This is a genomic window from Methylobacterium oxalidis, from assembly GCF_007992195.1.
Lineage (GTDB): Bacteria > Pseudomonadota > Alphaproteobacteria > Rhizobiales > Beijerinckiaceae > Methylobacterium > Methylobacterium oxalidis.
The window spans coordinates 66,086-92,365 of sequence record NZ_BJZU01000020.1; the positions used below are offsets into that span (position 1 = coordinate 66,086).

A 26,280-nucleotide genomic window follows, 5' to 3' on the forward strand; every position below is an offset into this window, starting at 1 on the left:
GACAATCTGCCACATCAAGGCTGCGGCCGCCGCCCGCACCTTCGCGGTCGACGATCCGACCCGGGCGATGCCGGCTGCCGCAGCGCTCGGCATATACTGCCCCGAGCGATGCAAGCCTGCCACATGATGCGGCAAGCTGATTGCATCCTGGGCAAGCGACTCAGCCGATGCGAGACCGTCCTCACGGTCCTGTGACGCGACGAGCCGCACGTACCGACTCTCACTCACGTCCGACCCGCAGCATACTGCCTGCGAAGCCGGCATCGACTGCTCATCAGAACGGCAGACAGCCGCACGGAACGGCACGGCTGCCCGGGGGCCCTCATGCATCTCCACCTTCGGCGCAGCCTCTCCGGCCTCGCCCTTCTCCTCCTGTCGGTGACGCCGAGCTACGCGGCCACCAGTTCCATCGACAGCGGGCAGGTCGCCTGGATCCTGACGGCCTCGGCGCTCGTCCTGTTCATGACCCTGCCGGGGCTCGGCCTGTTCTACGGCGGGCTCGTCCAGGCGCGGAACGTCCTGTCCGTGCTGATGCAGTGCTTCGCGATCTGCTGCATCGCCTCCGTCCTCTGGGCGATCTGCGGCTACAGCCTCGCCTTCGACGGGAGCGGGCCGCTGATCGGGACCCTGAACAAGGCGTTCCTCGCCCATCTCGACGCCGTGCGCGCTCCGACGCTCCTGCCAGAGAGCGTGTTCGCCCTCTACCAGATGACCTTCGCGGTGATCACGCCCGCGCTCATCATCGGGGCCTTCCCCGAGCGCGTCGCCTTCCCGTTCGTCGCCCTCTTCTCGGCGCTGTGGCTGATGCTGGTCTACGTGCCCGTGGCGCACTGGATCTGGGGCGGCGGCTGGCTCGCCGGGCTCGGCACCCTCGACTTCGCGGGCGGCATCGTCGTTCACACCACTGCCGGCGTCTCGGCTCTGGTGCTCGCCGTGATGATCGGCAAGCGCCGGGGCTTCCCGGCCGCCCTGCAGCCGCCGCACAGCCCCGGCATGACCATGATGGGCGCCGGCATGCTCTGGGTCGGCTGGTTCGGCTTCAACGGCGGCAGCGCCCTATCGGCGGACGGCAGCGCGGCGAACGCCATCCTGGCCACCCACCTCTCGGCGGCCGCCGGCGCCCTCGCCTGGACCGCCGCCGAGTGGGTGAAGATCCGCAAGCCCACCTCGATCGGCATCGTCACCGGCTGCGTCGCGGGCCTCGCCACGATCACCCCGGCCGCCGGCTTCGTCTCGCCCGCCGCGGCGCTCGCCATCGGGACGGCGGGCGGGCTCGTCTGCTTCTTCGCGACGCTCTACGTGAAGCATCGCCTCGCCATCGACGACTCGCTCGACGTCTTCGCCGTGCACGGCGTCGGCGGCATGCTGGGCTCGCTGCTGCTCGCGGTCTTCGCCCTGCCGGACCTCGGGGGCGCCGGCCTCGGCGAGGGTGGTACGGTGCTGCGCCAGCTCGGCGTGCAGGCCCTGGCGATCGCGGTCACGGCCGTCTGGTCCGTCGTCGTGACCTTCGGTCTGACCCGGATGCTGTCCGCCGTCACGCCGCTGCGGGTCGACGCCGAGGCCGAGTACGAGGGCCTCGACATCGCGAGCCACGGCGAGCGGGCCTACGAGTACACCTGAGCCGGGCCCACCCGCCGCGTCATTCCGCGGCGCCGCACGGGCACGTCGAGGCGGGTTCCGGACCCCGCCTCGGCCGCCACCTACTTGCCGGACAGGAGCGGCGACCAGGTCGGGTCGGAGGCGTAGGACGGCGTCGGCACCGGCTGCTCCACCCGGCCCGTGATGTCGACCATGTAGAGCTTGCCGCCGCCCTGGCCGCCCGGATCGCGGAAGAACAGCACGTACTGGCCGTTCGGCGCGAAGGTCGGACCCTCGTTGTGGAAACCCTCGGTGAGTACGCGCTCCCCCGAGCCGTCGGGCTTCATCACGCAGATGGCGAAGCCGCCCTTGCGCTGGCGGGTGAAGGCGATGAGGTCGCCGCGCGGCGACCAGGCCGGCTGCGAGGCCGCGCCCTCGCCGAAGGAGATGCGGTGCGGGTTCGAGCCGTCCGCGTTCATCACGTAGATCTGCTGCGAGCCGCCGCGGTCGGACTCGAACACGATCTGGCTGCCGTCAGGCGAGTAGGTCGGCGAGGTGTCGATGGCCATGCCCTGCGTGATCGGGCGCTGCGCCTTCGAGGCGAGATCCATCGTCACGATGTCGGCATTGCCGCCCTGCTGGACGCTGAGCACGAGGCGGCGCCCGTCCGGCGAGAAGCGGGGGCTCGCGCTCATCGATTCGAAATTGCCGACCGCCTGCCGCGTCCCGGTCTCCAGGTTGATCACCTGGATGCGCGGCTGATGGCCGGTCTGCTGGGTCATGAAGGCGATGTCCTGCGTGGCGGGCGAGTAGCGCGGCGCCACGATCGAGGTCTCGCCGGTGGTGAGGGCGCGGACATTGGCCCCGTCCTGATCCATCACCATCAGGCGCTTGCGGCGGTTCTCTTTCGGGCCGGATTCGTCCACGAAGGCGATGCGGCTGTCGAAGAAGGGCCCAAGCCCCGTGATCTTGGTGTAGACCGCGTCGGAGACGAGGTGGCCGGTGCGCCGGGCGTTGGCCGGATCGGTGGCGTATTGCTGGCCGGTCATCTGCTGGCCGGAGGTGACGTCCCAGAGCCGGAACTCGACCTTCAGGCGCCCGCCCCCGTCGCGCGAGACGCGGCCCGTCACGAGGCCCTGCACGCCGGTGGCGCGCCACTTCTCGAAGTTCGGGGCCGCGTCGAAGGCGGGAACTTCGGGAAAGCGCGCCTTGTCGAGCGGCGCGAAGTAGCCCGAGCGGCGCAAATTGTTCGTCACCACGCTGGAGACGAGGTTGCCGAGGCTGGGGTCGCCGGAGAAGTCCGTCACGGCGATCGGCAGCGGCTGGAAGGCGCCGCCGCCGATGCGCAGCTGGAGCTGCGCGCGGGCGGGCGTGAGGCCGCCGAGCAGGGCGAGCGCGAGGGCGGCGAGCAGCGTGGCGAGCGTGCGCCGCGACGTCGTGCGATGGGGCATGGGATTCGCTTTTTCCGGGACCGTCTGAGCTGTCTGGGAGGGATCGTTCGGGGCTCACGCCGCCGAGAACTCGAACTCCGCGTTGATGGCTTTCCAGTCGTTGTAGTACGGCGCGTACTGGGCCGGGATCTTGTAGGGCGCGCAGCGCCGCACCGCCCGCAGGGCCGCCTGGGCGATCGACTGGTCGACGGCGCTGGCGCCGCCGCGCATGATCCGAGGCTCCGCGGCGAGCGAGCCGTTCGGGTTCAGGCGGATGTCGAGCATGGGCAGGACGACGCCCTGGGCGGCGCCCGGCGGGGCCGAGTAGCACCGCTCGATCTGCTGCTGCAGCATGCCCACGAGGGCGTCGCGGAGCGACGGCGACAGGCGCTGCGCGGTGCCGGTCGCGGCCCCGAGCGAGGCCGTGCGCTGAACCTCGTGGCCGGTGGCTCCCGTCGATTGCGAGGGCACCTTCGAGGCGAGCATCTGGCGGATGTCGCCTGCGTTGAACTTGTCGGCGAGCTCGGCCTGCTTCTTGGCTTTCGCCTCGGCATCGGCCTTGGCCTTCGCGTCGGCGAGCGCCTTCGCCTTGGCCTTGGCGGCGGCCTCGGCCTTCGCCTTGGCCTCGGCTTCCGCCTTCGCCTCGGCGATCTCCTTCTGGCGCTCGGCCTCGGCCTTGGCTCTCGCCTCCGCTTCCGCCTTGGCCTTGGCTTCCGCCTCTGCCTTGGCCGCCTTCTCCTGCGCGGCCTTCGCCTCGGCCTTGGCCTTCTCCGCCTTGGCTTTCGCCTCGGCCTTGGCCTTCGCGTCGGCGGCCGCGGCCTCCGCCTCCTGGCGCTCGATCAGCTTGTCGAGCTGCTCGCGGCGCTCGGCCTCGGCCTTCTCCTGCGCGGCCTTCGCCTCGGCCTTGGCCTTCGCCTCCGCCCTGGCTTCCGCCGCAGCTTTAGCGGCAGCCTTCTCCTGCGCGGCCTTCTCGGCCTTCTCCTGGGCCGCCTTCTCCGCCTTCTCCTGCGCGGCCTTGGCGGCCTTGGCGACCTCCTGCGGGTCGGGCTCGTTGATGCGCAGGGGCACCTCGTCGACGCTCGCGACCTTCATGTCGGCGGTGCGGGTCGGGGCGGCGGGCGCGTCGACCTTGGCGTTCTCGGGCTCGCGCTCCTCGAAGGTCTCGGCCTTGCGGTCGGCCCGCGGCTTGGCGTCGGAGAGGGGCTTCTCCGCGTTGCGCTCGCCCTTGGTGATCTCCGAGAACTGGTTCTCGGTGATGACCTCGACGGGCACGCCCTCCTGCGCCTCGGGCAGGGCCTCGGCGGAGATGCCGACCAGGGCGAGGGTCAGCAGCGCCACGTGCACGCCGGCAGAGAGCCAGAATCCGGGTTCGCTGCGGTCGAAGGTGAGCGCCACGGCGGCCGGTCCGCTATCGCTGGTCGGGCTCGGTGACGAGGGCGACCTTCTTGAAGCCGCCGCCGGTCACGATCGCCATCACCTGCGCCACACGGCCGTAATCGACCCGCTTGTCGCCGCGCACGAAGACGCGCTCCTCGAAGCCCGCTTTCGAGACCTCGGTGAGCTTCGGCACGATGCTGTCGTCCGTCAGCTCGTCCTCGCCGAGGAAGATCTGGCCGCTCTGGCGGATCGAGAGGGTGACGGGCTTGGTGTCGGAGTTGAGCGGGCTCGCCTTCGATTGCGGCAGGTCGAGAGGGACGCCGACCGTCATCATCGGGGCCGCCACCATGAACACGATCAACAGCACGAGCACGACGTCGATGAACGGCGTCATGTTGATCTCGTTGATGGCGGCCGTGCGCCGGCCGCGCCGCCGCCGCTTGGTGCCGCCCTGTGCCGCTCCGTGGGCCATGCCCATGATGCTCGTCCTCGGCTGTCGGGTGGGGTCAGGCGGCGAGCGAGAGGCGCTCGTCGATCTGGCGGGAGAGGATCGCCGAGAACTCGTCCGCGAAGCCCTCGAGCCGCGACTGCGACTTCGCCACGGAGGCCTGCAGCTTGTTGTAGGCGAGAACCGCCGGGATCGCGGCGAACAGGCCGATCGCGGTGGCGAACAGCGCCTCGGCGATGCCCGGCGCCACGACAGCCAGCGAGGTGTTCTTCGAGGCCGCGATCGAGGTGAAGGCGGTCATGATGCCCCAGACCGTGCCGAACAGGCCGATATACGGGCCGGCCGAGCCGATCGAGGCGAGGAACAGGAGGCGCGACTCGAGGCGCTCGACCTCGCGCTGGATGGTGACGTCGAGCACCTTGTCGATGCGCTGGCTCAGCGACTGGATCTGGCGGCCCGACCCCTCGAAGGAGCGCTTCCACTCGCGCATCGCGGCCACGAACAGGGCGGCGAGGCCGGTCGCCGGGCGGTCGTTGAAGGAGCGGTAGAGCTCCTCGAGCGAGCGGCCGGACCAGAACGCGTCCTCGAACGCGTCCATCTCCTCCTTGGTGCGGCGGAACAGCAGCGTCTTGTCGACGATGATCGCCCAGCACCACACCGAGGCGCCGAGCAGCCCCACCATCACGATCTTGACCACGAAATGGGCCTGCAGGAACAGGCCGAGCAGCGTCATGTCGGCGACGGGCGCCTGCGCCGCCTGCATGGCATCGGCTGGGTTCATGGCAAGATCCTCAAATCCCCGGGCCACCGAAGCGCGGGCGCGGCCCGCCCGCTCCAGCTCAGATCCGCGAGCGATATCAACGGGGAATCGCCGTCGAATCTGTCGAAAGTAAGGGCCAGGCTTGCGTCGCCGTCCCCGACAATCCGACGGGACGAGTTAAGCGGGTGGCAGGGTTAAGGAATGGTTGCCGGGCCGGCGCTCAGGCCGGGCGCGAGAGGGCGCGCCGGAGCGAATCGGGCAGGCGGATGGCCCGGCCCGCCCGCACGCAGGCGACGACGACCTCGGCCCGCACGAGGATCTCCTCGCCGCGGCACACGGTCTGCATGAGGTGCATGGAGGCACCGCGCAATTCGCGCGTGCCGGTGAGCACGGTGAGCGCGTCGTCCATCCGGGCGGGCTTCAGGTAGTCGATCTCCATGCGCCGGACCACGAAGACGAGGCCGTCCGCGTCGCGGTGCAGGTCGGACTGGTCGCCCGCGAGCCCCCGCAGCAGCTCCGTGCGGCCGCGCTCCATGAAGCGCAGGTAGCTCGCGTGATAGACGAAGCCCGAGAAGTCCGTGTCCTCGTAGTAGACGCGCACGGGCAGCGCGTGGGCGCCCTCCATCATTTCTCCTCGCCGGCCGATCGGTTCCGGGCGCCGGATTGCGGGCCGACCGTGTCGTTTCCGGGGCGAGGCATCCGGCTCAGCGCACCTGCACCAGGAAGCGGCCGACAAGGCCCTGCAGCTCGCTCGACCGGGCGCTGACGATGCGGGCGGCCGCGAGCGAATCCCGGGCCGCGCAGACGGCCTGACCGACATCGTGGCCGACGCGCGCGATCGTCTCGGTGACCTCCTGCGTGCCGCGGGCCGCCTGGAGCACGTTCCCGGCGATCTCCTGCGTCGCCGCGCGCTGCTGCGCGACCGTGCCGGCGATCGCCGCGGCGATCGCATCGATCTCGCGGACCGTCGCTCCGATCCCGCCGATGGCCTCCACGGCTCCCGTGGCGGCCGAGCGGATCGCCTCGATCTGCCCGCGGATCTCGGCCGTGGCCGTGGCGGTGTGGCCCGCGAGGGCCTTCACCTCGCCGGCGACCACGGCGAAGCCGCGCCCCGCCTCGCCGGCGCGCGCCGCCTCGATCGTCGCGTTGAGGGCCAGGAGGTTCGTCTGCGCGGCGATGCCGGCGATCAGGCTCGCCACGTCCCCGATCCGTGCGGCGGCTGCCTCGAGGGCCCGCACCGTGGCGTCGGAGCGCGCCGCGTCCTCGGCGGCCCGCCTCGTGACGGCGGTCGAGCGGCCGACCTGAGCGTCGATCTCGCGGAACGATGCGGTCAGCTCCTCGGCCGCCGAGGCGACCATGCGGACGTTGGCCGAGGCCTCCTCGGATGAGGCCGCCACCGCCCGGTTCCGGGTCTCCTCGACGACCTGGGACAGGGTGCCGGCGCCCTCCCGCATCGCGTCGGCCGTCGCGGAAAGCTCGCTCGCCGCCTGCCCGACCTCCTCCTCGATCCTGTCCGCGAGCCTGAGGATGGCGTCGCGGCGCTCCATCTCGCCGCGCTCCCGCAGGGCCTCCTGATCTGCGAGCAGGGCGCGGTTCTCGATCATCTTGGCGTGGAACACCGCGAGCGCGCGCGCGATGGCACCGATCTCGTCCTGCCGCGCGATGCGGACCGGCAGCACGTCGAGGTTTCCCTCCGAGAGCTGCGTCATGGTACCGGCCATCATCGTGAGGGGACCGGACAGGCGCTGGCCGACCCACAGGGAGAGCGCCCCGGCGCACAGCACCGTCGCGGCGATGACGGCCCACATGGCCTGCGTCGTCCTCGACCGCGCGGCCGCCATCTCGGCGCTCGTGCGGTCGTGCTCCTGCTCCACGGCCTGCTCGACCGCGCCGACCAGCGGCGCGAGGCGCCCGTAGATCGCCGAGAGGTCCTGGGCCTCCTCCCTCAAGGTCGAGGCACCCGCGGAATAGGCCAGGAAGCGCGCCTCGTAGGCGGCGACGAGCGCGGCGAGCTCCGCCCGGACCTGCGGCGCCAGCGACGAGGCGGAGAGCGCGGGCTTGAACTCGGAGACCCGGTCGCGCAGTTCGTCGACGTACCTGTCGTCGCCGCGCAGGATGAAGTCCTTCTCGTGCCGGCGCATCATCAGCATGAGGACCTTCAGGTCCGGCTCGTGGACGGCGAGCAGCCGCTTCTCGGCGGCGTGCACCGCTTCGCGCAGGGCGCCCTGCACGCCGTCCTTCTCGGTCAGGCCGAGCGTCCGCTGCGCGGCGGCCACGTTCTGGAAGCGCGTGGCGTAGAGGTTGAGGCTCGGGCGGATGGCCTCGGCCTGCTTCAGAGGGCTGTCGGCAGGGCTGTCCGCGACCGCGGCCTCGACGCTCCTCAGGCGCTCCCCGACCCGGGCGACAAGGGTCTCGCGCTTTGCGATCAGGGCCTCGCGGCGATCGAGGAGGAACTCGGTCTCCGCCTGACGCGCCGCGCCGAGGTCGGCGTGGATCCCGATCATGGCCGCGTGCAGTTCGCTGCCGCGGTCGGCGACGCGCTGGAGCGCGTCCTGCCGGTTCTGGCCGAGCATGTGGACGACCCCCAGCAGCAGCACCCCGCCCATGCCGAGCAGGGCGATCTGCCATCGCAGCCCGAGGCGGCCGCGAAAACATTGACGAACCCGGAACACGATCGTGCGCATTCGCGAGGATAGTCTGCGATAGATTGGAAAAGTCGATAACGGCACCGAGCCCGCGGCGCCCGTGATTGGTTATCCGCCGAGGTCGTCGTCCGTCGCGAACAGCCCGAACTGCGTGGCCGGATCGCGCCGCGGCTCGGCGAAGCCCATGTGGCGGTAGGCGTGCGGCGTCAGAACGCGGCCGCGCGGCGTGCGCTGCACGAAGCCCTTCTGGATCAGGTAGGGCTCGATGATGTCCTCGATGGCGTCGCGCGGCTCCGAGAGGGCTGCCGCGATCGTCTCGATGCCGACGGGACCGCCGCCGAACGAAGTCACGATCATCGTCAGGTACTTGCGGTCCATCACGTCGAGACCGACCGGGTCGACGTCGAGCATCTGCAACGCACGGTCCGCGATCGCCCGGGTAACGATCGGCGCGTCCTCGACGATCGCGAAGTCGCGCACCCGGCGCAGCAGGCGCCCGGCGATGCGAGGCGTGCCGCGGGCCCGCTTGGCGATCTCGTTGGCGCCTTCCGGCGACATGCCTAGGCCGAGCACCCGCGCACCGCGGCTGACGATCAGCTCCAGCTCGTCAATGTCGTAGAATTCGAGGCGGATCGGGATGCCGAAGCGGTCGCGCAGCGGCGTCGTCAGGAGGCCGGCCCGCGTCGTCGCGCCGACGAGGGTGAACTTGGGCAGCTCGATCTTCACGGAGCGGGCGGCCGGGCCTTCGCCGATGATCAGGTCGAGCTGATAATCCTCCATCGCCGGGTAGAGGATCTCCTCTACCGCCGGGTTGAGGCGGTGGATCTCGTCGATGAACAGGACGTCCCGCTCCTCCAGGTTGGTGAGCTGGGCCGCGAGGTCGCCGGCCTTGGCGATGACCGGGCCGGAGGTCGAGCGGAAATTCACGCCGAGCTCCCGGGCGACGATCTGGGCGAGCGTCGTCTTGCCGAGACCCGGAGGCCCGACGAAGAGCACGTGGTCGAGGGCCTGACCCGTCTTGCGGGCGGCCTCGATGAAGATCTGCATGTTGGCGCGCGCCGCCCGCTGCCCGACGAACTCGGCGAGGCTCAGGGGCCGGATCGACTGGTCGACGTCGTCCGGTCGGCTCTCGGGATTGAGGAGCGACTTCGTGGCGGGCGGCTTGCTCAACGGATCTCGCGGGTCGGGCTGAAGGCAATGTCAGGCGGGTGTTACCCGTTCCGGCGCCTCAAAACCACCGCGGCATCTCGGCCCGCATCGTCCCGCCGCAGGCGAACCGGCCCATCGGTCGCGAACCTACGGGACAGGCGCGGTCGGGGACTTGCAACGCCCGCGCCCGAACAGCATTACTTTTCCGTATCGAGACAGGGTTATGAGAATCATGCGTCCCGCGGCGAGACTCGTCCTCGCCGGGCTCGGCCCGGTCCTCGTCGCGCTCGGCGGACCGGCCGCGGCCCAGATCGTGCCCGAGACCTCGGGCATGGCCTCGGCCGCCAACTCTCCCGCCGCCGTCGTGCAGACGGGCTCGCGCAAGCGCGCCGCCTGCTTTTTCTGCGCGGCCGGCCCGCGCGAGGCGGAGCGGCACGAGAGCCGCCGCGAGGCCCGCCGCCCGCACGCGTCCGCTCAGTACTGAATCGTCGCGCGAAGCCCGACGACGACCGCGTTGCGGATGCGCGGGAAGCCCGGCAGCAGCGGGTTTCCCGTGCGCCCGCCCGGACCGACGACGTATTGCAGGCTCGGCTGCACGGTGAAGCCCGAGGCGACGACGGCCTGATAGGTCAACTCCATCGCCGTCTCGCTCCGCCGGACCGGCAGGGCGGCCCCGCCGAAGGCCACCCGATCCCAGTCGGAGAGACGGGCCCGGCGGGCGATGCGGGTGTGGGCGAGGCCGAGACCCGCCACGTCGTCCGGGCGCCCCGGCAGCAATCCCTTGTAGACGATGCCGGCATCCGCGTAGAGGCTGACGAGGCTCGCGGGCGAGGGCGAGGCGGCGAGGCGCGCGAACACGGCCGCGCCCCGGTCGCTGTCCGCGTCCTCCTGGTAGACCGTCTGGTCGATCAGCGCGTAGAAGCCGTCGTCCCCCCGCCTTCGCGCCGGCAAGCCCGAGCTCCAGGGCGCCGAGAGCGGGTTCCCGTCCCGGTCCATGCGCGGATCGCCGAAGGCGCCGAAATGGTGGAAGTAGCCCACCTTCACCGTGCCGGTGCGCTCGGGGCCCGCTCCACCGAAGACATAGGCATGGGCGGCCTCCGCGATCAGGAAGGGCGAGCCGTGCAGGCTGAAATCCATCCCGTGCCGGTTGCGGGTTTGCGGGTCGACGGCGAGACGGTCGCCGCGGGCGTGGGCCGGGTCGCCGTTGAACAGCCCGAGCATCAGGCTCGTCTTCGGGAGAGCGTTCCAGCGCCCGCGGATGCCGGGGGTGGCCAGCGGCAGCGCGGGGCCGCCGGACGGGAGGTTCGCCGCCGCCAGCACCGGCCAACCGAAGGTCGCGTTGACGAACACCGTCGCCGAGGGGCTGACGAGGAATTCCGCGTCCGCCGCGAGGTTGCCCGCGCGCAGGGTCAGGGACCGGTCGAGGAAGGACTGCTCCAGCCAGAGCTCCTGCAGCCGGGTCGCGGGAAGCGCCTCGATTCCGCTCACAGCCGCGAGGCTGCCGACGTAGTACCGCGTCGGGCCCGTGCCGTGGATCTGGTAGGCGCTCGCGTGAAAGCGCAGGCCCTCCCACCCGGCGAGCTTGCCGAGATCCGCGTCGATCTGGACGTCGGCCCGTCCCGCGTAGACGGCCCCGCGGCGCAGACCGCCGCGCAGACCGCCGAACACCTCTCCGATATAGGCGAGGCCGATCTCGATGCCGCGCCCCCTCAGGGCCGCGCGCCCATACATGCCCGGCAGGCGCTTCCCGCATCAAGGAGGGGATCGCGGGACGCGACCCGGCCGCGGCGTAGGGCCGCTGCGCCCGCCGCCCCGGCACGGCGGCCGGCGAACGATCTGCGCGGCGCGGCCGCCTCAGCGTCCATCGAGTTCGGGTTGCGTACATGGCCGAGCCTCACCGTTCGCGTCTGTCGGGCGTCCTCCGCCTGCTCGCCGTCTGCCTGGTCGGCGGCGCGGCCCCGGTCCGGGCGGAGCCCGGCGTCAGCGGCGCGGACCCAGTCCGGGCGGAGCCCGGCGTCATCGCCGGAGGCCCGCAGGAACTCCGCTCCCTCGACCTCTCGCCGCCTCCGGCGACATTCGCCGCCCTCGTCATGTGGGCGACACCGAGGTCGCCCGGATGGAGGAGCGTGACACAGACTTACGATGCTCCGCGCCGGGCCATTCGAACCAGGATCTCGATGACAATCTAGCGCAGATCCATGAAATCGGCCTTTCTCGGCCAAGCTTAAGCCGAGCCAGTGCAGAGCGAAAATTGACAAACGAAGACGCCGCCCGAGGTTGCCCTCGGACGGCGCCATCAGAAACTGCTCAGGAAGGGCGGCCCGACGGGCCGCTGCCCTGAAGCCGCGAACGCTACTCCACTTCGGGCTCGATCTTGTCGAGGCCGCCGATGTGGCGCTGCGCGTAGAGCGGCAGGCCGATCTGCTTGATCAGCTCGAGCTGCGTCTCCAGGAAGTCGATATGGCCTTCCTCGTCGGTGGCGAGATCCTCGAACAAGATCTTCGAGACGCGATCATTGATCGAATCGCAGTACTTCGCCGCCTCGAGATAGAGCGAGCGGGCCTCGTTCTCGGCGGCGAGGTCGCACTCGATGATCTCCTGGACGTTCTGCCCGATCCGCAGGGGATCGAGTTCCTGGAGATTGGGGAACCCTTCGAGGAAGAGGATGCGGTCGACGAACCGGTCGGCGTGGTTCATCTCCTCGATGGATTCCTTGCGCCAGTACTTGGCGAGCTCGACGTAGCCCCAATCGTTGAGCATGCGGAAGTGGAGCCAGTACTGGTTGACCGCCGTCAGCTCGCTGCGCAATCCGCGATTGAGATACTCGATTACCTTAGCGTCACCCTTCATACGCCCGTCTCCCTGAGGCTCGGTCAGCCGGGAGGGGACGCATCCGCGCCTGTCAGGCGGCGATCCCCTCCTCCGCTGTCTGGACCTTGACCAGAGAGCAGGTGCTCGCGCAAGCGGAGCCGCAGGAATGTGCGGCCTCATCAAGGGCCTTCTGCATGATCGAGCGGATGGTGCGGGCGCAGCGACCGCATTTCGGGCTGCAGCCGAGGCAGGCGTAGACCTGCGCGGGCGTGCGCGGGCAGCCCGGCCCCGGGCTGAGGCAGGAGCGCACGGCACCATCGGACAGGACGTTGCAGGAACAGACGATCATTCGGGACCGCAACTCGGGACGCGGCAAGGGCCGCAGGGTGACGGACGGTCGCGCGGGCTGACCGCCCGACCGGTGGATCGCAGGCACCGAGAACACGGAGCAACCGAAATTCCGAGTTCCGGCACCGCTTTGACCGCTAGATTAGAACCGTTGAAATCTACAACACTTTCAATGGGTTAGGTGATCTGCCCACCACTTGGCAGCGCGGACCGGCCGCGTCAAGAGGGCCTGCCCGCTCCGACCGAACCTGCGTCGCAATGTACCGGGCTGCGGAATACCGACCGGCCACGCACGGCGCGCAAGGGCAGGGCGAAGCTTGCTGCAGCCCGCGGAACGCCGTCAGATCGGGCCCGCCCCGCTACCAGCGTAGCGCAGGACAGCGGCAACTGGTATACTGAATGCCAAAATTGGGGAGGGCGCCCGCATGACCATCCTGTTCCACCATCCTGCCGCTCTTGAGCACCGGACGCCGCACGGTCATCCCGAACGGCCGGAGCGGATGCGGGCGGTGCAGAAGGCGCTGGAGGCCGAAGCCTTCGCCGGGCTCGACCGGCGCGCCCCCGAGCCGGCCGCCCTGAAGACCGTGGCGCTCGCGCACCCGGAGGAGTGGGTGGAGGCGATCGTCGCGGCCGCCCCTGCGGACGGCCTCGTCAGCATCGATTCCGACACGGTCCTGTCGCCCGGCACCATCGAGTGCGTGCTGCGCGGCGTTGGGGCGGGCGTCCAGGGCGTCGACGCGGTGATGGCCGGGACGGCCAAGAACGCCTTCTCGGCGATGCGCCCGCCGGGGCACCACGCGGAGAAGACCCGCGCGATGGGGTTCTGCGTGTTCAACAACGCCGCGGTCGCGGCCCGCCACGCCCGCACCGCGCACGGGGTTGAGCGCGTCGCCATCGTCGACTGGGATGTGCATCACGGCAACGGCAGCCAGGACATCTTCTGGGACGACCCGTCGGTGCTGTTCTGCTCCAGCCACCAGATGCCGCTCTACCCGGGCAGCGGCGCTCTCTCCGAAGAGGGCGAGCACGGCACGATCGTCAACGCGCCGCTCCGCCCCGGCTCGGACGGGGAGACCTTCCGCGAGGCCTTCGAAAGCCGCATCCTGCCGCGGCTGAAGGCGTTCCGGCCGGATCTCATCATCATCTCGGCTGGGTTCGACGCGCACTGGCGCGATCCGCTCGCCAACCTGATGCTGGAGGCCGAGGACTTCGCCTGGGCGACCCGGCAGGTCCTGGAGGAGGCCGAGCGCTGCTGCCAGGGCCGCGTCGTCTCTCTGCTCGAAGGCGGCTACGACCTTACCGGGCTCGCGGACTCGGTCGCCGCGCACGTGCAGGTGCTGATGGAGGCGTGAGCCCTCCGCTCACTCGGCCGCGCGCGGTGAGATGACCGCGAGCGGCGGCTCGGGCCGCTCGAAGCCGAGCACTTGGTCGGCATGCGCGATGGTGGCGGGGCGGTGCGCGACGATGACCCGCGTCATGTCGAGCTCGCGCAGGGCCGCCGCGATGGCGGCCTCGGTGGGCTCGTCGAGATGGCTCGTCGCCTCGTCGAGAAACAGGATGTCCGGCCTCCGGTAGAGGGCGCGGGCCAGGATGACGCGCTGCTTCTGGCCGCCCGAGAGCGTCGAGCCCATGTCGCCGACGAGGGTCTCGAAGCCCATCGGCGTGCGCCGGATGTCGGCGAGGATCGCGGCGCGGGCGGCGCATTCCTCGATCCAGCCGAGATCCGGCCGCTCGTCGAAGCAGGAGATGTTCTCGGCGATCGAGCCGGCGAACAGGCCGTCGTTCTGCATCACCCCCGCGATGCGGCGCCGGTAGGCGGCGGGGCCGATCGCGCGGATGTCGCGACCGTCGACCATCACGCTTCCCTCGGTGGCGGTCAGAAGCCCCATCATGATCTTCATCATGGTGGTCTTGCCGCAGCCGGAAGGGCCGGTGATGGCGAAGCTGGAACCCGCCGGGACGTCGAATCCGAGATCGCGGAAGATCCAAGGCTCGTCGGCGCCGTAGCGCAGCGCGAGTCCCCGCACGGCGATCGACCCGGCCCGCGACCCGGCGATGGTGGGCGCCGCGACCTGCGGCGGGGCGGCGCCCGGCTGCTCCTCGGGCTCGGTGAGCACGATGTCCGAGATGCGGTCCGTCTGCACGTCGAGCATGCGCAGCTTGAAGCCGGACTCGATCAGGTTGCCGACCCGCTGCGAGAACTGGTCCCGGTAGGTCAGGAAGGCGACGAGCATGCCGAGCGTCATCGACTGCTCGATGACGGCCCCCGCGCCGAGCACCAGCAGGATCAGCCGGTCGGCGCCGAACAGCAGCTCGTTGGCGCGGCCGAACACGAGGTCCAGGCGCTGCAGGCGCAGGCGCGCGTTCAGCGCCGTGACGAACTGGTTCATCCAGGCGCCGCCGCGGCGCTCGCGCAGGCCGAGGAGCTTGACGCTCGCCATGCCGCGCACCGTCTCGATAAAGTGGGTCTGCTGGCGCGCCTCGGCGACGATCGCCTCCTCGGTGCCTTCCCGGTAGGCCGCGAAGGCGGCGACGCGCAGCGCCGTCGTCAGGGCCGTCGAGACGAGGGCGACGAGGGCGAGCCAGCCGCCGTAGACGACGAGCATGATCAGCATGCCGACCGACATGATCCCGTCGAGGACCGCCTGGACGAGATCGGTGGTGAGGCCCTTCTGGATCGTCGAGAGCGAGCCGAAGCGGGAGATCACGTCGCCCACATGCCGCTTCTCGAAATAGTCCAGCGGCAGCCGCGAGAGGTGGTCGAACAGGCTGCCCGACCATTGATAGCTGAGGGTCGAGCCCGCCAGCATGATCGCCCAGGTCCGCGCCACGGCGAGCGCCAGTTGCACGACGAGCAGCAGCACGACGCCGATCGCGACCACGAGCAGCAGGTCGAGGTCGGCGTTCACGATCACCTCGTCGATCACGATCTGCGAGGCGATCGGCATCAGGATCGCGACGAACTCGATGCCGAGCGACAGGGCGAGGATCCGGGCGAGCGCCCCGCGGATCCCCGAGACGTTGCGGAACAGGTCCGTGAGGCGGAAGCCCGGCGGCGGGTTCGCCTGCACGAAGCTCTGGGTCGGGCTCGCCTCAAGGGCGACGCCCGTGAACTCGCGCGAGGCTTCCGCCAGGGTGAGGGCTCGGCGCCCGCGGGCCGGATCGTGCACGACGATCCCGCGGGCGCGCACCTCCGCCAGCACCACGAAGTGGTTGAGCCCCCAGTGCAGGATGCAGGGCAGCTTGAGGCGGCCGAGATCCCTCAGCTCGACGCGCAGCGCCCGGGTCGCGAGGCCCATCGTGCCGGCGAAATCGACGAGGTTGCGCAGGGTCATGCCCTTGAGGGAGAGGGCGTGCCGGCGCCGCAGGGCCCCGAGATCGACGTGGTGACCGTGATGGCCGAGCAGCATGGCGAGGCAGGCCATGCCGCACTCGGCCGCCTCGGCCTGCAGGATGACGGGCAGGCGCCGGCCGAAGCCGAGCTGGAGGGCGTCGCGGAAGGACAAGGGCCTCAGCCGCCCTCGGTGACGAGGTCGACGCTGCGCTTGACCCGGTAGAGCGGGTCGAGGAGCCAGCGGTAGAGCGGGCGCTTCTCCAGCGAGATGTCGGCCTCGACGCGCATGCCGGCCTCCAGCCGACGCCGCTCGCCGTAGGCGACGACGCCGTCGTCGTCGGGCCGGACGACGACCCGGTAGATGCCGCCGGGCCGCTTGGATCCGGCGGTCTCCGGCAGGTCGCCGCCCTCGAGCGGCGCCCGCGTCACCTCGGTCACCACGCCGCGGTAGAGGCCGAAGCGCTGGAACGGGAAGGCGGCGTAGCGCAGCATCACGGCGGCACCCGACTCGATGAAGCCGATCGAGGCGGAATCGACGAACAGGTTCGCCTGCAGGCGGCCCTCGCTCGGCAGCAGCGTCAGCAGCGTCGCGCCGGCTCCGACGCTCTGGCCGGCCTGCGCCCGGATCGAGGTGAGGATGCCGGCCTCTGGCGCGCGCACCTCGATGGCGCGGCGGGCCTCGCTCTCCGCCCGCTGCTGCTCCAGCTGGGCGGCGCTGCGATCCATGTCGGCGAGATCGCGGGCGAGGCGGTCGTCGAAGGTCGCGCGCTGCGCGCTCAGATCGGCGATCCGCCCCGTGAGCTGCAGGTTCGTCTGCTTGAGCTGGGCGAGCTGGGTGCTGGCCTGCATGTAGAGGTAATTCTGGCTCTGCAGGTCGGCGGCGCGCGCGAGCCCGTTCGTGACCGCCTTCGAGAGGACCTCGACGCGCTCGCGCAGGGGCTGGATGAGTTTCTCCTGCAGGTCGATCTGCTCGGCGAGCTGGCGCGACTGCGCCTCGAGATTGCCGATCTGGTCCGAGAGGGCGCGCTTCTCGGTCGCGGCGGTCGCGGCGCGCAGGGAGCGCTGCTTCTCGACGCTCTCCCTCTGACGGCCGAGCTCATCGATCACACGGGTCTGTGTCGGGCCGCTCGCCGAGACCGCGTCGAGGTCGATCGTGTAGAGAAGCTGCCCGCGCTCGACGCGGCCGCCCTCGCGCCCGCCCGCGGCGCTGACCCGGCCGGAAGCGGGGCTCGTCAGGGTGATCAGCCCGACATTCGGCGTGAGCAGCCCCTGCGCGTGAACGCGGCGCGTGTAGGTGCCGAGCGCCCCGTAGGCGAGCCCGGCCAGGATCAGCACGAGGCAGATGCCCGTTACGATACGCACGGGCAGCGGCTGCACGAGCTGCGCCTCGCCGAGCCAGGCATCCCGCCGGGCAGCGGCGACCTCGCGCCGGAAGAGCGGCGACGTCATCGACGCCCTTTTGGCCGGCCTGGACGGCGAAGATCAACCAGGACCGCCCCGGCCGATGATGTTGCAGCGCAACACGAACGCTCGATGTCGAGCGCTGCGAATGGTCCCCCGCCGATCCGTACGAAAATGGACGAAATCGCCGTTGCCGAGTGACTTGAGCGGAGCGGCTGAGGCGATACGTGACCGTTCCCCCCCGACACAACTCTGCGTCGTCACCGGCCCTGCGTCATCCGACCGCAGTCCGGCGAACTCACGCCGCTATCCGCGGCGTTTGGCGGAATTCCGGCGACATTGCGGCCGAGCCTCAGTCCTGCCACGAAGCTCCGTGGTTGCCGAAACGCCGATCGGGAAAGCGGTTTGAAGCGAGTGACATAGAACGATCTCAGGGTCATCCTCGTTTTCGTTGAATTTTGAATGCCGAGCGCACCGTATTGCCCTGCACAATTTCTGCGGGTTGAAGCTCAGCATCTGCCATGCTCCCCTGATTGAGGAAGCGTTGCTTAGAGCGCTTCTCTGGAGGCTTGAAGTAATTCTTGCCAATAGCCTGCATTCTAGGAGAAGATTTATGTCGCAGAACTTCGACACCATCCGTGAGCTCGACGCTTCGGAACTGGATGAGGTCGGTGGTGGCCTCGATGTCGGCCTCGGCGTGGGCCTCGGCGTCGACGCCAGCCAGGAGCTCGGCGCCGTCTCGGGTGCGATCGATCAGGTCGGCGGCTTGGTAGGCGGTCTTCTCGGAACGGTCGGCGGCCTGCTCGGCGGTGTGACCGGAAGCGTCGGACTCAACAAGTAGGCCGCGCGCCTCGGGTGGCCGGGTCACACCGGCCACCCATGCGGGCTGCGGAAGGGATCTCGAGTCCCGTCCGGAACGGGTCCGTCACGGCCCCGTTACTCATGCCTCCCAGGTGCCGGCCCGGAGGCCACGGTGTTTCACCCGGACGCCCCGAAACTCGAGTTGCTCGCCCGTCTCGGCTACGGCGCGCGCGGCATCGTCTACTGCCTCGTCGGGGGCCTCGCGGCTCTCGCCGCGATCGGCTCGGGAGGCCGAACCGGCGGCAGCAAGAGCGCGCTGGCGACGCTGCTCGGCCAGCCCTTCGGGCGGGCCTGGCTCGCCCTCATCGCGGCGGGCCTGATCGGGTTCGCGCTCTGGCGGGTGATCGAGGCGGTCACGGACGCGGACCGGCACGGCAACTCGGCGAAAGGGCTCGCGGTGCGCGCCGGCCACCTCGTCAGCGGCGTGGTCTACGGCGGCCTCGCCCTCTCGGCCGTCCGGCTCGCGGCCGGCAGCGGCGGTGGCGGGGACGACCGGGCGACGCAGGACTGGACGGCGTGGCTCCTCGCCAAGCCGCTCGGGCAAGTGCTCACCGGCCTCGTCGGCGCGGTCGTGATCGGCGTCGGCCTCGCCTACCTGCGCAAGGGCTGGAAGGGCGACGTGCTGCGGCGTCTCTCGCTGCCGACGGAAATCCACCGCTGGGCGGTACCGGTCGGGCGGCTTGGCTTCGCGGCGCGGGGCGTCGTCTTCGCCCTCATCGGCGCCTTCCTCATCCTGGCCGCCGTTCACAGCCGCTCGGCGGAGGCCAAGGGCCTCGGCGAGGCCCTCCAGTTCATCGGGCGGCAGCCCTTCGGCTGGGTGCTCCTCGGCGTGACCGCGGCGGGGCTGTTCGCCTTCGGCCTGTTCGGGCTGGTGCAGGCCCGCTACCGCCACATCGACGCGCCGGACGTGTCCGACGCCAAGGCGGCCCTGCGCAATGCCGCCGCCTCCCTGCCCCGGACCTGAGCGCTTCATACCTCGAACGGGTGGTGCAAAAGGCGCCGCACCGACCGCGGCGGCCCTTTGCGGAGACCGGAGTCCGTGCTCCTCTCGTCCGATTGATCCGGTCGAGAGGAGACGATCATGCGCGCCGTGTCCGTTGCCGTTCTGGTGCTGGCCCTGTCCGGTCACGCGATGGCCGCCGAGGGCACCTGCAAGGCCCGGGCGACCGAGAAGAAGCTCGCGGGCGCCGCGCTCAACAGCTTCATGAAGAAGTGTGAGAGCGACGCCCAGACGACCTGCGACACTGCCGCGGGTGACAAGAAGCTCGCCGGCGCCGCCAAGAGCAGCTTCACCAAGAAGTGCGTGATCGACGCTGTCGGCACCTGAGAACGGAGACCGGACGCCGGCTCGGCCGACGCCGAAGCGATCACCCCTCGGTGATCACCCGGTCGAGCGCGATGTCGTGCGGTTGCGGATAGATCGTGTCGAGCCGCCCGAGGGAGAAGCCGACGCCGATCGTCCGCGGCCGAGCCGGCATCGCGGCGATGGTCCGGTCGTAGAACCCGCCGCCGTAGCCGAGGCGATAGCCCTGCCCGTCGAAGCCGACGAGGGGTACGACGAGGAGTTCCGGCTGAACGGGCTCGCCCGCCTCGGGCGTCGGGATGTTCCAGATGCCCTGGGTCATCAGGCTGCCGGGCGTCCACTCCCGGAAGACGAGAGGCTCGCCCTTCGCGACGATCACCGGCAGGGCGAGGTGCGCCCCCTGCTCCCGCAGGGCCGCCATCACGCCGCGCGGGTCGTACTCGCCCCGGAACGGCCAGTAGAAGCCGATCAGCCCGCAACCGCTCGCCTGCACCGCCTGCGCCAGGGTGAGATCGATCTGGCGGCTGCAGGCGATCCGGTCCTCGGACGGGATCGCGACGCGCCGCGCGATGAGGGCGGAGCGCGTCTCCTTGCGCCAGGCGCGGACGGTCGGCCAGTCGGCACCCGCCTCCGGACGGGGCGGCAGCTCGTCCGGCGCCTCCAAACCGGGCCGGGAATCCTCGGACAGGTCACCCATCACGCCCCTCCACTCCGCCGCCATCGGCACTCAGGGACGGCCCCGCGGGGCCGTGTTCGGTCAAGCGCGTCACTGGCCGCCGAAGGCCCGCAGGGGACGGCCGGCCTCGGACCGGTGCACCATCTCGGCCGTGCCGGCCTCCGGGTCGATCGCCGCGAGCCGCGGCCCCACCGCCGAGTGCAAGGACATCTCGCTGCGGTCGAGGACGAGGTTCACCCGCTCGCACCACTCGCTGCCGGGCACGTGCGACGCCTCGGCCTCGCGGACGGCCTCGAGCAGCACGGCGCGCATCTCCATCAGGAGTTGAGGCGTCAGGGGCGGCCGGGTCTTGGCGGCGTAGGCCCCGGCGATGATGTCCGCCCACTCGTCCGCCGACCGTGTCCGTTGCGCGCTCATGGCGGGCCACCTCGCTGTCGTCTGGCACGACGCTCGGCCCCGGCCCGCGAAGCGGACCGGAACGAGAGGACGGTAGCATTCCGCCGAGCAGTGGAACAGGGAATCCGAGGTCTGCGGCGAGATTTCGGAATACAGATCTGTGCCGAATGCTCGGACAGCGCTCCTGCAGACTGTCGAGCTGGAGGGATCGACCGGCCGGCCGCCGACCGTCCGCGAGCGTACCTTGCGCCGAACCGTGTGGACCCGCCGCGAGCGCGCTTCCGCCGCCGGCGGAATCCGGGCAGGTTGTCGGCAGTCGGCATGGACAGAAGGCGCTCCGCATGAGGCGGCAAGGACCCGGGCCGCGGCGGCTGGTGCTCGCCCTGTTCCTGCAGGCGGGCGTCCTCGTGGGCCCGGCGCAGGCGGAGATCCGGGTGCTGGCGGCCAAGATCACCGGCGGCGAGCTCTGGGTTCTCGGCTCCGCCGACGCGGTCGAGGCCGAGATCACGCTGGACGAACGCTTCACCGGCAAGACCGACAAGAGCGGCAATTTCGAGTTCCGGCTCGTCTATCACCCGGCGAGTTGCATCGTGACCCTGCGGGCTCGTCAGCAGGAGCGCGCGGCGGTCGTCGGCGAGTGCGGGCAGCAGGGTCCGCCGGGGCCCGTGGGACCGGCAGGGCCCGCGGGACCGCCCGGTCCGAGTGCGACCGCGGCGGAGACCGTGGCCGGGCCGCCGGGCCCGCCCGGGCCTCAGGGCCCGCAGGGCCCCCCCGGCGAGGCCGGAGCGACAGGACCGGCCGGGCCGCCGGGCCCCGCGGGGAGCCTCGGTCCTCCCGGAACCCAGGGGCTGCGCGGTGAGCCCGGGCCGGCCGGTCCGCCCGGTCCGCCCGGCGAGACCGGCCCGGCCGGACAGCCGGGCAAGGTCGGTCCGCGCGGGCCGGCCGGGCCGCCGGGGCCGCGCGGCGTGGTCGGGGGCCGAGGCGGCCAGGAACCGGAGCGGGGACGCTCGCGAAGCGCTCCGGAGGATCCGATCCCCCTTCAGCCACCGGGCGCGGCGGCGCCGGAGGAGCCCTATTGAGGCCCGGAAGCCGCCCTTCGCAGCGGCCCGCGTCCACCGGTCCGACTTGCCTCCCCGCCCCGAGCGCAGCCTACTCACGAGAGTGCCGATGACGGGGGAGCATCCGTGACCCGAGCCCTGACCGCAATGCCCGTGCGCGCCGCTGGCGCGATCCGGCTCTCCCTCGCCTCATCCCCGCTCGGCCGCCTCCGTCTGCCCGCGCATCTCGCGGCGGGTCTTCTCGCCTGCCTGACGGCGACCCTGCCGGCGCGGGCGATCGACGGGGGTGCCTCGCCGGGACGACGGGACGCCCTGGCTCAGGCGACGGTCGGCATCGGCACGGTGACCCGGCCCGACGACACCTATCGGCTGACCCGTTGCTCGGGCGTCCTGATCGGCACCGACCTCGTGCTCACAGCGGCGCACTGCCTGAACGGCGATCCCCTCGGCGCGATCGTCATGTTCTACCGCGGCAGCGCGGCGGTGCGCCCGGTCTACACGGCCCGCGTCGTCGCCCGCTACAGCCCGGACCCGGGCGAGCTGAGCGCGAGCGCGGCGGGCATCACCCTGGCGGACCTCTCCCTCGACATCGCGGTCCTGCGCCTGTCCGCCCCGGTGCGCGACCGGGTCCCCGTGCCCCTCGCCGCGAGCCCGCAGCGGGTGCCGGCCGCCCTGCGGATGGCGGGCGTCGGCCTGTCGCGGCGCGGCGCCGGACATCTGCGCACCGCCCGCCTCGTCCCGCTCGCCGCCACCAGCACGGGGCTCACGATCGCGCGGGTCGACGGGGCCCGCGTCTGCGTCGGCGATTCCGGCGGTCCCGTGGTGGCGCAGGACCGGCGCGGCCTCTTCGTCTGGGGCGTCGCCAGCGCGGTGATCACCTCGCGCGCGCCCTGCGGAAGTCTCGTCGTGGTCGCGCCGGCCGCACAGGTCTTCGGCGCCCGCGCCGAGCGTCGCCTCGCCGCGACCGGTCCCTGAACGAGGCCGACATCCGAAGTCTGGACACGTCTTGAGGCGGAACCTGTTAAGCCTACGGCGATTTCCTCGACGCTGGCTCACACCGTTTAACCGGCCCTGAACAGCTTGCTCCCCCTACTCGCTCAACTGAGAAGAGGGAGTGCGACTTTGCTGACCGGGGTGGTTGTGCTCGTCAGCGATCAGCCCGCCCGCAGCGCGCCGCTGGCCGACGCCCTGCAGGGTGTCGCCATGTGCGAGCTCGTGGGTTTCGAGGTCGACTGGTCGACCTACGCCAACGCCGTCGCCGTGGTGACCGACGTCGATCTCGCGCGGCCGGCGGCGATGCAATGCCTGCTCGGCTTGCGCAGGCAGCCCTGGGCGGAGGCGCGCCCGCTGCTCTGCATCACTCACCGCACCTCGGACAAGGCCCTGCGGCAGGCGCAGGTCCTCGGCGCGAGCGCCTGCCTGCCCTATTACACGGAGCCGCACGTCGTCGTGACGGCTCTCCTCAACCTGATCAACCCGAACGAGGGCGCGCTCAACGCCACCGTCCGCCAATGCGCCGAGCGCGCGGGCGCGGTCCTGACCACCCTCTTCTCGGCTGCCGGAACGAGCGGGCGCGTCGATCTCCAGGCGATCGACAATTGCGTCGATCCGATGCTTCTCGCCCTCAGCGACGGCGGCCTCGCCCGCTGGCTCAACACCATCCGGGCGCACGACAACGCGACCTACCAGCACTCGCTCGTGGTGGCCGGGCTCGCCGCGCAGTTCGCCACGCATATCGGTTTTCCGGAGGCGCAGCGGCAGCGCCTCGTCCGGGCCGCCCTGGTGCACGACGTCGGCAAGGCGCGGATCCCGCGCGCCCTCCTCCTCAAGCGAGGCTCCCTCGAGCCCGAGGAGGCGGTCATCATGCGGACCCATGCCGTCCTCGGCTACGAGATCCTGAAGGCCAGCAGCGGCTCGGACCCGGCCATGCTCGACGCGGTCCGCCACCATCACGAGATGATCGACGGCAGCGGATATCCTGACGGGATCAGCGGCGACGCGATCAGCGACGTCGTCCGCTTCCTCACGATCTGCGACATCTACGCCGCGCTGACCGAGCGCCGCTCCTACAAGCCGGCCCTCTCGCCGACCGAGGCCATGGTCATTCTGCAGGGCATGCAGGGCAAGATCGAGCCCCGGTTCGTCCAGGCGTTCGGCAAGGCGGTCGCGCAGGCGGCTTGAGGCGACGCGGCCCGCCATGCCTAAGATTTCCTTAAATTTGAGGCTGCCTCATCCGCACAAAAATACCGAGAAGAACTGAATTCTGGGCGTCGACGCCTCTAGAGACCGGATTTCCAGGTGGAAAGGCGCGCATCTGACGGTTTTTAATCAATTCGCAAGTCGCCCCCGCGACAGTCGGTGGGCTGTCAACAGGACGTCCGCATGCTTGCGCTGAGTTCCGTGGTGAACGATGTCGAGGGCGCCATCGCGAGTGGCGATCCGACCAAGCGCATGACCATGCTGCGGCAGATGACCGGCCTGTTCACGGCGCAGGCACCGCGGCTGAACGAGGACCAGATCGGCGCCTTCGACGAGGTGATCCTGCGGCTCTCGCGCGACATCGAGACCCGGGCCCGCGCCGAGTTGTCGGCGAGCCTCGCGGAGGTGGCGAACGCCCCGCGCCGGGTGGTGCGCAACCTCGCCTACGATCCATCCGCGGAGGTGGCCGGCCCCGTCCTCGAGCGCTCGACCCGCCTTGAGGAGAGCGATCTCGTCCAGATCGCGAGCGGCGCCGGCCAGCAGCACCTGATGGCGCTCTCGCGCCGGAGCACCCTGGCCGAGCGCGTCACGGACGTCATCGTCTCCCGCGGCAACGATCAGGTCGTGCGCAGCGTCGCCGGCAACCAGGGCGCCCGGTTCTCGGCCGGCGGCTTCCAGATCCTGACGACGCGCGCCCAGCAGGATGCCGAGCTCGGCCGCGTTCTGACGCAGCGCTCCGACGTGCCGGAGGCACAGCGGGCGCAGCTCGTCGCCATTGCCCGCGAGCGCGCCCGGCAGGCGTTGGCAGCGGAGTTCGGTGAGAACGCCGCGGCGCAGGCGACCCTGTCGGTCGCCTCGTCCATGACCGAGCCGCCCGTCGATCTGACACCCGCCGAGGTGGCGGTCGCCTGCCACGCCAAGTACGGCCTCGACGAGGGGGCGGTGCAGACCTGGCTGACCTCCGGCCAGACCACCTACGCGCTGGTGGCTCTGGCGAAGCTCGCGGGCGTTCCCTCCGCGATCGCCCTCAACGCGCATGCGGCGCCGACCACGGACCCGCTTCTGTTTCTGGTGCGCTCCGTCCGCTTCGGCTGGAAGACCCTCAAGCTCTTCCTCGCAAGCAGGCCGGAGGGAATGCCGAACGCGGAGGCGCTGCAGAGCGCGTTCCAGGCCTTTCAGGACCTCTCCGTCGCGACGGCGCAGCGCGTGGTGCGCTTCACCGCGGCCCGCGAGAAGCTGGAACAGCCGAGCGCCGCCTGAGCGCGCTCGAAGTCCCGAGGCGGCGCAGCCGGGGAACAACCCTCGGCGGTCGGGTATCGGCAACCCCACGCCCCTGATTCGCCGTCCTCCTGGAGCGCCGACTGTGAGCGATGGCCTGGCCGGCCCAGCCCTGATCCGACTCGTCGGTCTGGCGGCGCTCGCCGGCTGGACCGCGAGCCTCGCTCTCTTCCGGGCTTCCCTCCGCCATCGACCGCCTGCACGCGGTCGCCCTCCTCAACGGGGCGGCCGGGATCCTCGGCCGCCGCCTGCCTCGCCCGTGATGGCCGCCGTGCTCGCCGTGAGCTGACGCGCGGCGCCGCCTCAGGCCACCAGGGCCTGACCGATCTCCTCAACCGCCGTGCCGTGCGTGAAGCGCGCGAACTGCTCGATCGCGGCCGGCCGTCCCATCAGGTAGCCCTGTGCCGCCTGGCAATCCTCGGCGGCGAGGAAGCGCAGCTCGGCGTCCGTCTCCACGCCCTCGGCGAGGACCGGCAGCCCGAGGCCGCGCCCCAGGCCCAGAACCGAGCGCACGATGGCCGCCGTCTGCTCGTTGGCATCCACCGACCGGATGAAGGAGCCGTCGATCTTGATCTTGTCGAACGGATAGGCGCGCAGGTTCGACAGCGAGGAATATCCGGTTCCGAAATCGTCCATGGCGATCCGCACGCCGAGCGCCTTGAGCTGGCGCAGCGTCGACTGGGCCCGGGACGGGTCACGGATCAGCGCCGTCTCGGTGATCTCGATCTCGAGGCGTTCCGGCTTCAGCCCCGTCCGGAACAGGCTCTCGTGGACGAGCTGAACGAAGTGGGGCGCGTGGATCTGAACGGCCGACACATTGACGGCCACCGTGAGAGGGTTGGCCCAGCTCGCGGCCTCCCGGCAGGCTTCCCGCAGCACCCACTCACCGATCTGCAGGATGACGCCGCTCTCCTCGGCGATCGGGATGAAGACCGCCGGCGAGATCGCCCCGCGCTCGGGATGCCGCCAGCGCAGGAGCACCTCGAATCCGGTTACGGACCCGTTCCGGACGTCGGTCTGAGGCTGGTAGACGAGGTGCATCTCGCCGCGGGCGACGGCGTGGCGCAGGTCGTGCTCGAGGAGGCGGCGCTCCCGCACCTGCGCACCCATCTTCGCTTCGAAGAAGCGGTAGGTTCCCCGGCCCTCCGACTTCGCCCGGTAGAGGGCGGTGTCGGCGTAGCTCAGGAGCATGGCCCGCTCGGTCGCGTCGTCGGGGTAGAGCGCGATA

25 protein-coding genes are annotated in these 26,280 nt (G+C 70.9%); 10 read left to right on the forward strand and 15 right to left on the reverse strand.

Annotation, left to right across the window (positions count from 1 at the left end; genetic code table 11):
• Window positions 1-324 precede the first annotated feature (324 nt).
• Window positions 325-1,620 carry an ammonium transporter gene (locus tag MOX02_RS06885; RefSeq protein WP_147025069.1) on the forward strand — a complete coding sequence of 432 codons (1,296 nt, stop codon included), beginning with the start codon at window positions 325-327 and terminating at the stop codon, window positions 1,618-1,620.
• Between the two features lie 80 nt (window positions 1,621-1,700).
• On the opposite strand, the gene tolB is transcribed toward MOX02_RS06885, so the two are convergent.
• The 7 genes from tolB to ruvB form a co-directional block, all read right to left on the reverse strand.
• Window positions 1,701-3,029, reverse strand: coding sequence for a Tol-Pal system beta propeller repeat protein TolB (tolB, locus tag MOX02_RS06890; RefSeq protein WP_147025070.1), 1,329 nt, complete (start codon window positions 3,027-3,029; stop codon window positions 1,701-1,703).
• A gap of 54 nt (window positions 3,030-3,083) precedes the next feature.
• Window positions 3,084-4,403 (reverse strand): cell envelope integrity protein TolA, encoded by a 1,320-nt coding sequence (gene tolA / locus MOX02_RS06895; protein ID WP_147025071.1) that lies wholly within the window; start codon window positions 4,401-4,403, stop codon window positions 3,084-3,086.
• A 13-nt stretch (window positions 4,404-4,416) separates the two neighbouring features.
• Window positions 4,417-4,863, reverse strand: coding sequence for an ExbD/TolR family protein (locus tag MOX02_RS06900; protein WP_147025072.1), 447 nt, complete (start codon window positions 4,861-4,863; stop codon window positions 4,417-4,419).
• Window positions 4,864-4,891: 28 nt separating this feature from the next.
• Window positions 4,892-5,614, reverse strand: a complete 723-nt coding sequence (gene tolQ / locus MOX02_RS06905) for a protein TolQ (RefSeq protein WP_147025073.1) — start codon at window positions 5,612-5,614, stop codon at window positions 4,892-4,894.
• A gap of 199 nt (window positions 5,615-5,813) precedes the next feature.
• Entirely contained in the window at window positions 5,814-6,218 is a 405-nt protein-coding gene (gene ybgC, locus MOX02_RS06910; RefSeq protein WP_238179092.1) for a tol-pal system-associated acyl-CoA thioesterase, read from the reverse strand.
• A gap of 79 nt (window positions 6,219-6,297) precedes the next feature.
• Window positions 6,298-8,277: a methyl-accepting chemotaxis protein gene (locus MOX02_RS06915; protein WP_147025075.1), complete on the reverse strand. Its 1,980-nt coding sequence runs from the start codon at window positions 8,275-8,277 to the stop codon at window positions 6,298-6,300.
• A gap of 69 nt (window positions 8,278-8,346) precedes the next feature.
• Window positions 8,347-9,408: a Holliday junction branch migration DNA helicase RuvB gene (gene ruvB / locus MOX02_RS06920; protein WP_147025076.1), complete on the reverse strand. Its 1,062-nt coding sequence runs from the start codon at window positions 9,406-9,408 to the stop codon at window positions 8,347-8,349.
• A gap of 202 nt (window positions 9,409-9,610) precedes the next feature.
• Here ruvB and MOX02_RS06925 point away from each other — a divergent pair, with 202 nt between their 5' ends.
• Window positions 9,611-9,871, forward strand: a complete 261-nt coding sequence (locus MOX02_RS06925) for a hypothetical protein (protein ID WP_147025077.1) — start codon at window positions 9,611-9,613, stop codon at window positions 9,869-9,871.
• Here MOX02_RS06925 and MOX02_RS06930 read toward each other — a convergent pair.
• From MOX02_RS06930 to MOX02_RS06940, 3 genes are all read right to left on the reverse strand, one after another.
• Entirely contained in the window at window positions 9,862-11,118 is a 1,257-nt protein-coding gene (locus MOX02_RS06930; protein ID WP_147025078.1) for a carbohydrate porin, read from the reverse strand. The genes MOX02_RS06925 and MOX02_RS06930 overlap by 10 nt on opposite strands.
• Before the next feature lie 621 nt (window positions 11,119-11,739).
• Window positions 11,740-12,237 (reverse strand): bacterioferritin, encoded by a 498-nt coding sequence (bfr, locus tag MOX02_RS06935; RefSeq protein ID WP_147025079.1) that lies wholly within the window; start codon window positions 12,235-12,237, stop codon window positions 11,740-11,742.
• Window positions 12,238-12,289: 52 nt separating this feature from the next.
• Complete coding sequence (locus tag MOX02_RS06940; RefSeq protein WP_147025080.1) at window positions 12,290-12,547, reverse strand: (2Fe-2S)-binding protein; 258 nt, start codon at window positions 12,545-12,547, stop codon at window positions 12,290-12,292.
• Window positions 12,548-12,971: 424 nt separating this feature from the next.
• Between MOX02_RS06940 and MOX02_RS06945 the strand changes: the two genes are divergently transcribed.
• On the forward strand, window positions 12,972-13,898 hold the full coding sequence (locus MOX02_RS06945; protein ID WP_147025081.1) for a histone deacetylase family protein: 927 nt from the start codon (window positions 12,972-12,974) through the stop codon (window positions 13,896-13,898).
• Between the two features lie 9 nt (window positions 13,899-13,907).
• On the opposite strand, the gene MOX02_RS06950 is transcribed toward MOX02_RS06945, so the two are convergent.
• Complete coding sequence (locus tag MOX02_RS06950) at window positions 13,908-16,052, reverse strand: peptidase domain-containing ABC transporter (RefSeq protein ID WP_147025082.1); 2,145 nt, start codon at window positions 16,050-16,052, stop codon at window positions 13,908-13,910.
• A 5-nt stretch (window positions 16,053-16,057) separates the two neighbouring features.
• Complete coding sequence (locus MOX02_RS06955; RefSeq protein WP_147025083.1) at window positions 16,058-17,329, reverse strand: beta-barrel domain-containing protein; 1,272 nt, start codon at window positions 17,327-17,329, stop codon at window positions 16,058-16,060.
• 565 nt (window positions 17,330-17,894) lie between these two features.
• On the opposite strand from MOX02_RS06955, the gene MOX02_RS06960 reads away from it, so the two are divergent.
• From MOX02_RS06960 to MOX02_RS06970, 3 genes are all read left to right on the forward strand, one after another.
• The gene (locus tag MOX02_RS06960) at window positions 17,895-18,122 is read left to right on the forward strand and encodes a hypothetical protein (RefSeq protein WP_147025084.1); all 228 of its coding nucleotides are present in this window, start codon (window positions 17,895-17,897) and stop codon (window positions 18,120-18,122) included.
• Between the two features lie 132 nt (window positions 18,123-18,254).
• Complete coding sequence (locus tag MOX02_RS06965; RefSeq protein ID WP_147025085.1) at window positions 18,255-19,106, forward strand: DUF1206 domain-containing protein; 852 nt, start codon at window positions 18,255-18,257, stop codon at window positions 19,104-19,106.
• A 117-nt stretch (window positions 19,107-19,223) separates the two neighbouring features.
• On the forward strand, window positions 19,224-19,469 hold the full coding sequence (locus MOX02_RS06970) for a hypothetical protein (protein ID WP_147025086.1): 246 nt from the start codon (window positions 19,224-19,226) through the stop codon (window positions 19,467-19,469).
• 40 nt (window positions 19,470-19,509) lie between these two features.
• Here MOX02_RS06970 and MOX02_RS06975 read toward each other — a convergent pair whose 3' ends face one another.
• Window positions 19,510-20,142 (reverse strand): 5-formyltetrahydrofolate cyclo-ligase, encoded by a 633-nt coding sequence (locus MOX02_RS06975; RefSeq protein ID WP_147025087.1) that lies wholly within the window; start codon window positions 20,140-20,142, stop codon window positions 19,510-19,512.
• Between the two features lie 69 nt (window positions 20,143-20,211).
• The gene (locus tag MOX02_RS06980; RefSeq protein WP_147025088.1) at window positions 20,212-20,538 is read right to left on the reverse strand and encodes a hypothetical protein; all 327 of its coding nucleotides are present in this window, start codon (window positions 20,536-20,538) and stop codon (window positions 20,212-20,214) included.
• Between the two features lie 320 nt (window positions 20,539-20,858).
• On the opposite strand from MOX02_RS06980, the gene MOX02_RS06985 reads away from it, so the two are divergent.
• The 4 genes from MOX02_RS06985 (at window position 20,859) to MOX02_RS07000 (ending at window position 25,034) form a co-directional block, all read left to right on the forward strand.
• The gene (locus tag MOX02_RS06985) at window positions 20,859-21,596 is read left to right on the forward strand and encodes a hypothetical protein (RefSeq protein ID WP_174804887.1); all 738 of its coding nucleotides are present in this window, start codon (window positions 20,859-20,861) and stop codon (window positions 21,594-21,596) included.
• Window positions 21,597-21,701: 105 nt separating this feature from the next.
• Window positions 21,702-22,550 (forward strand): trypsin-like serine protease, encoded by an 849-nt coding sequence (locus MOX02_RS06990; protein ID WP_238179091.1) that lies wholly within the window; start codon window positions 21,702-21,704, stop codon window positions 22,548-22,550.
• A 147-nt stretch (window positions 22,551-22,697) separates the two neighbouring features.
• Window positions 22,698-23,756, forward strand: coding sequence for an HD-GYP domain-containing protein (locus MOX02_RS06995; RefSeq protein ID WP_147025089.1), 1,059 nt, complete (start codon window positions 22,698-22,700; stop codon window positions 23,754-23,756).
• A gap of 201 nt (window positions 23,757-23,957) precedes the next feature.
• Window positions 23,958-25,034, forward strand: a complete 1,077-nt coding sequence (locus MOX02_RS07000) for a DUF2336 domain-containing protein (protein ID WP_147025090.1) — start codon at window positions 23,958-23,960, stop codon at window positions 25,032-25,034.
• Window positions 25,035-25,355: 321 nt separating this feature from the next.
• Here MOX02_RS07000 and MOX02_RS07005 read toward each other — a convergent pair.
• A partial coding sequence (locus MOX02_RS07005; protein ID WP_147025091.1) for a putative bifunctional diguanylate cyclase/phosphodiesterase occupies window positions 25,356-26,280 on the reverse strand: 925 nt, incomplete at its 5' end.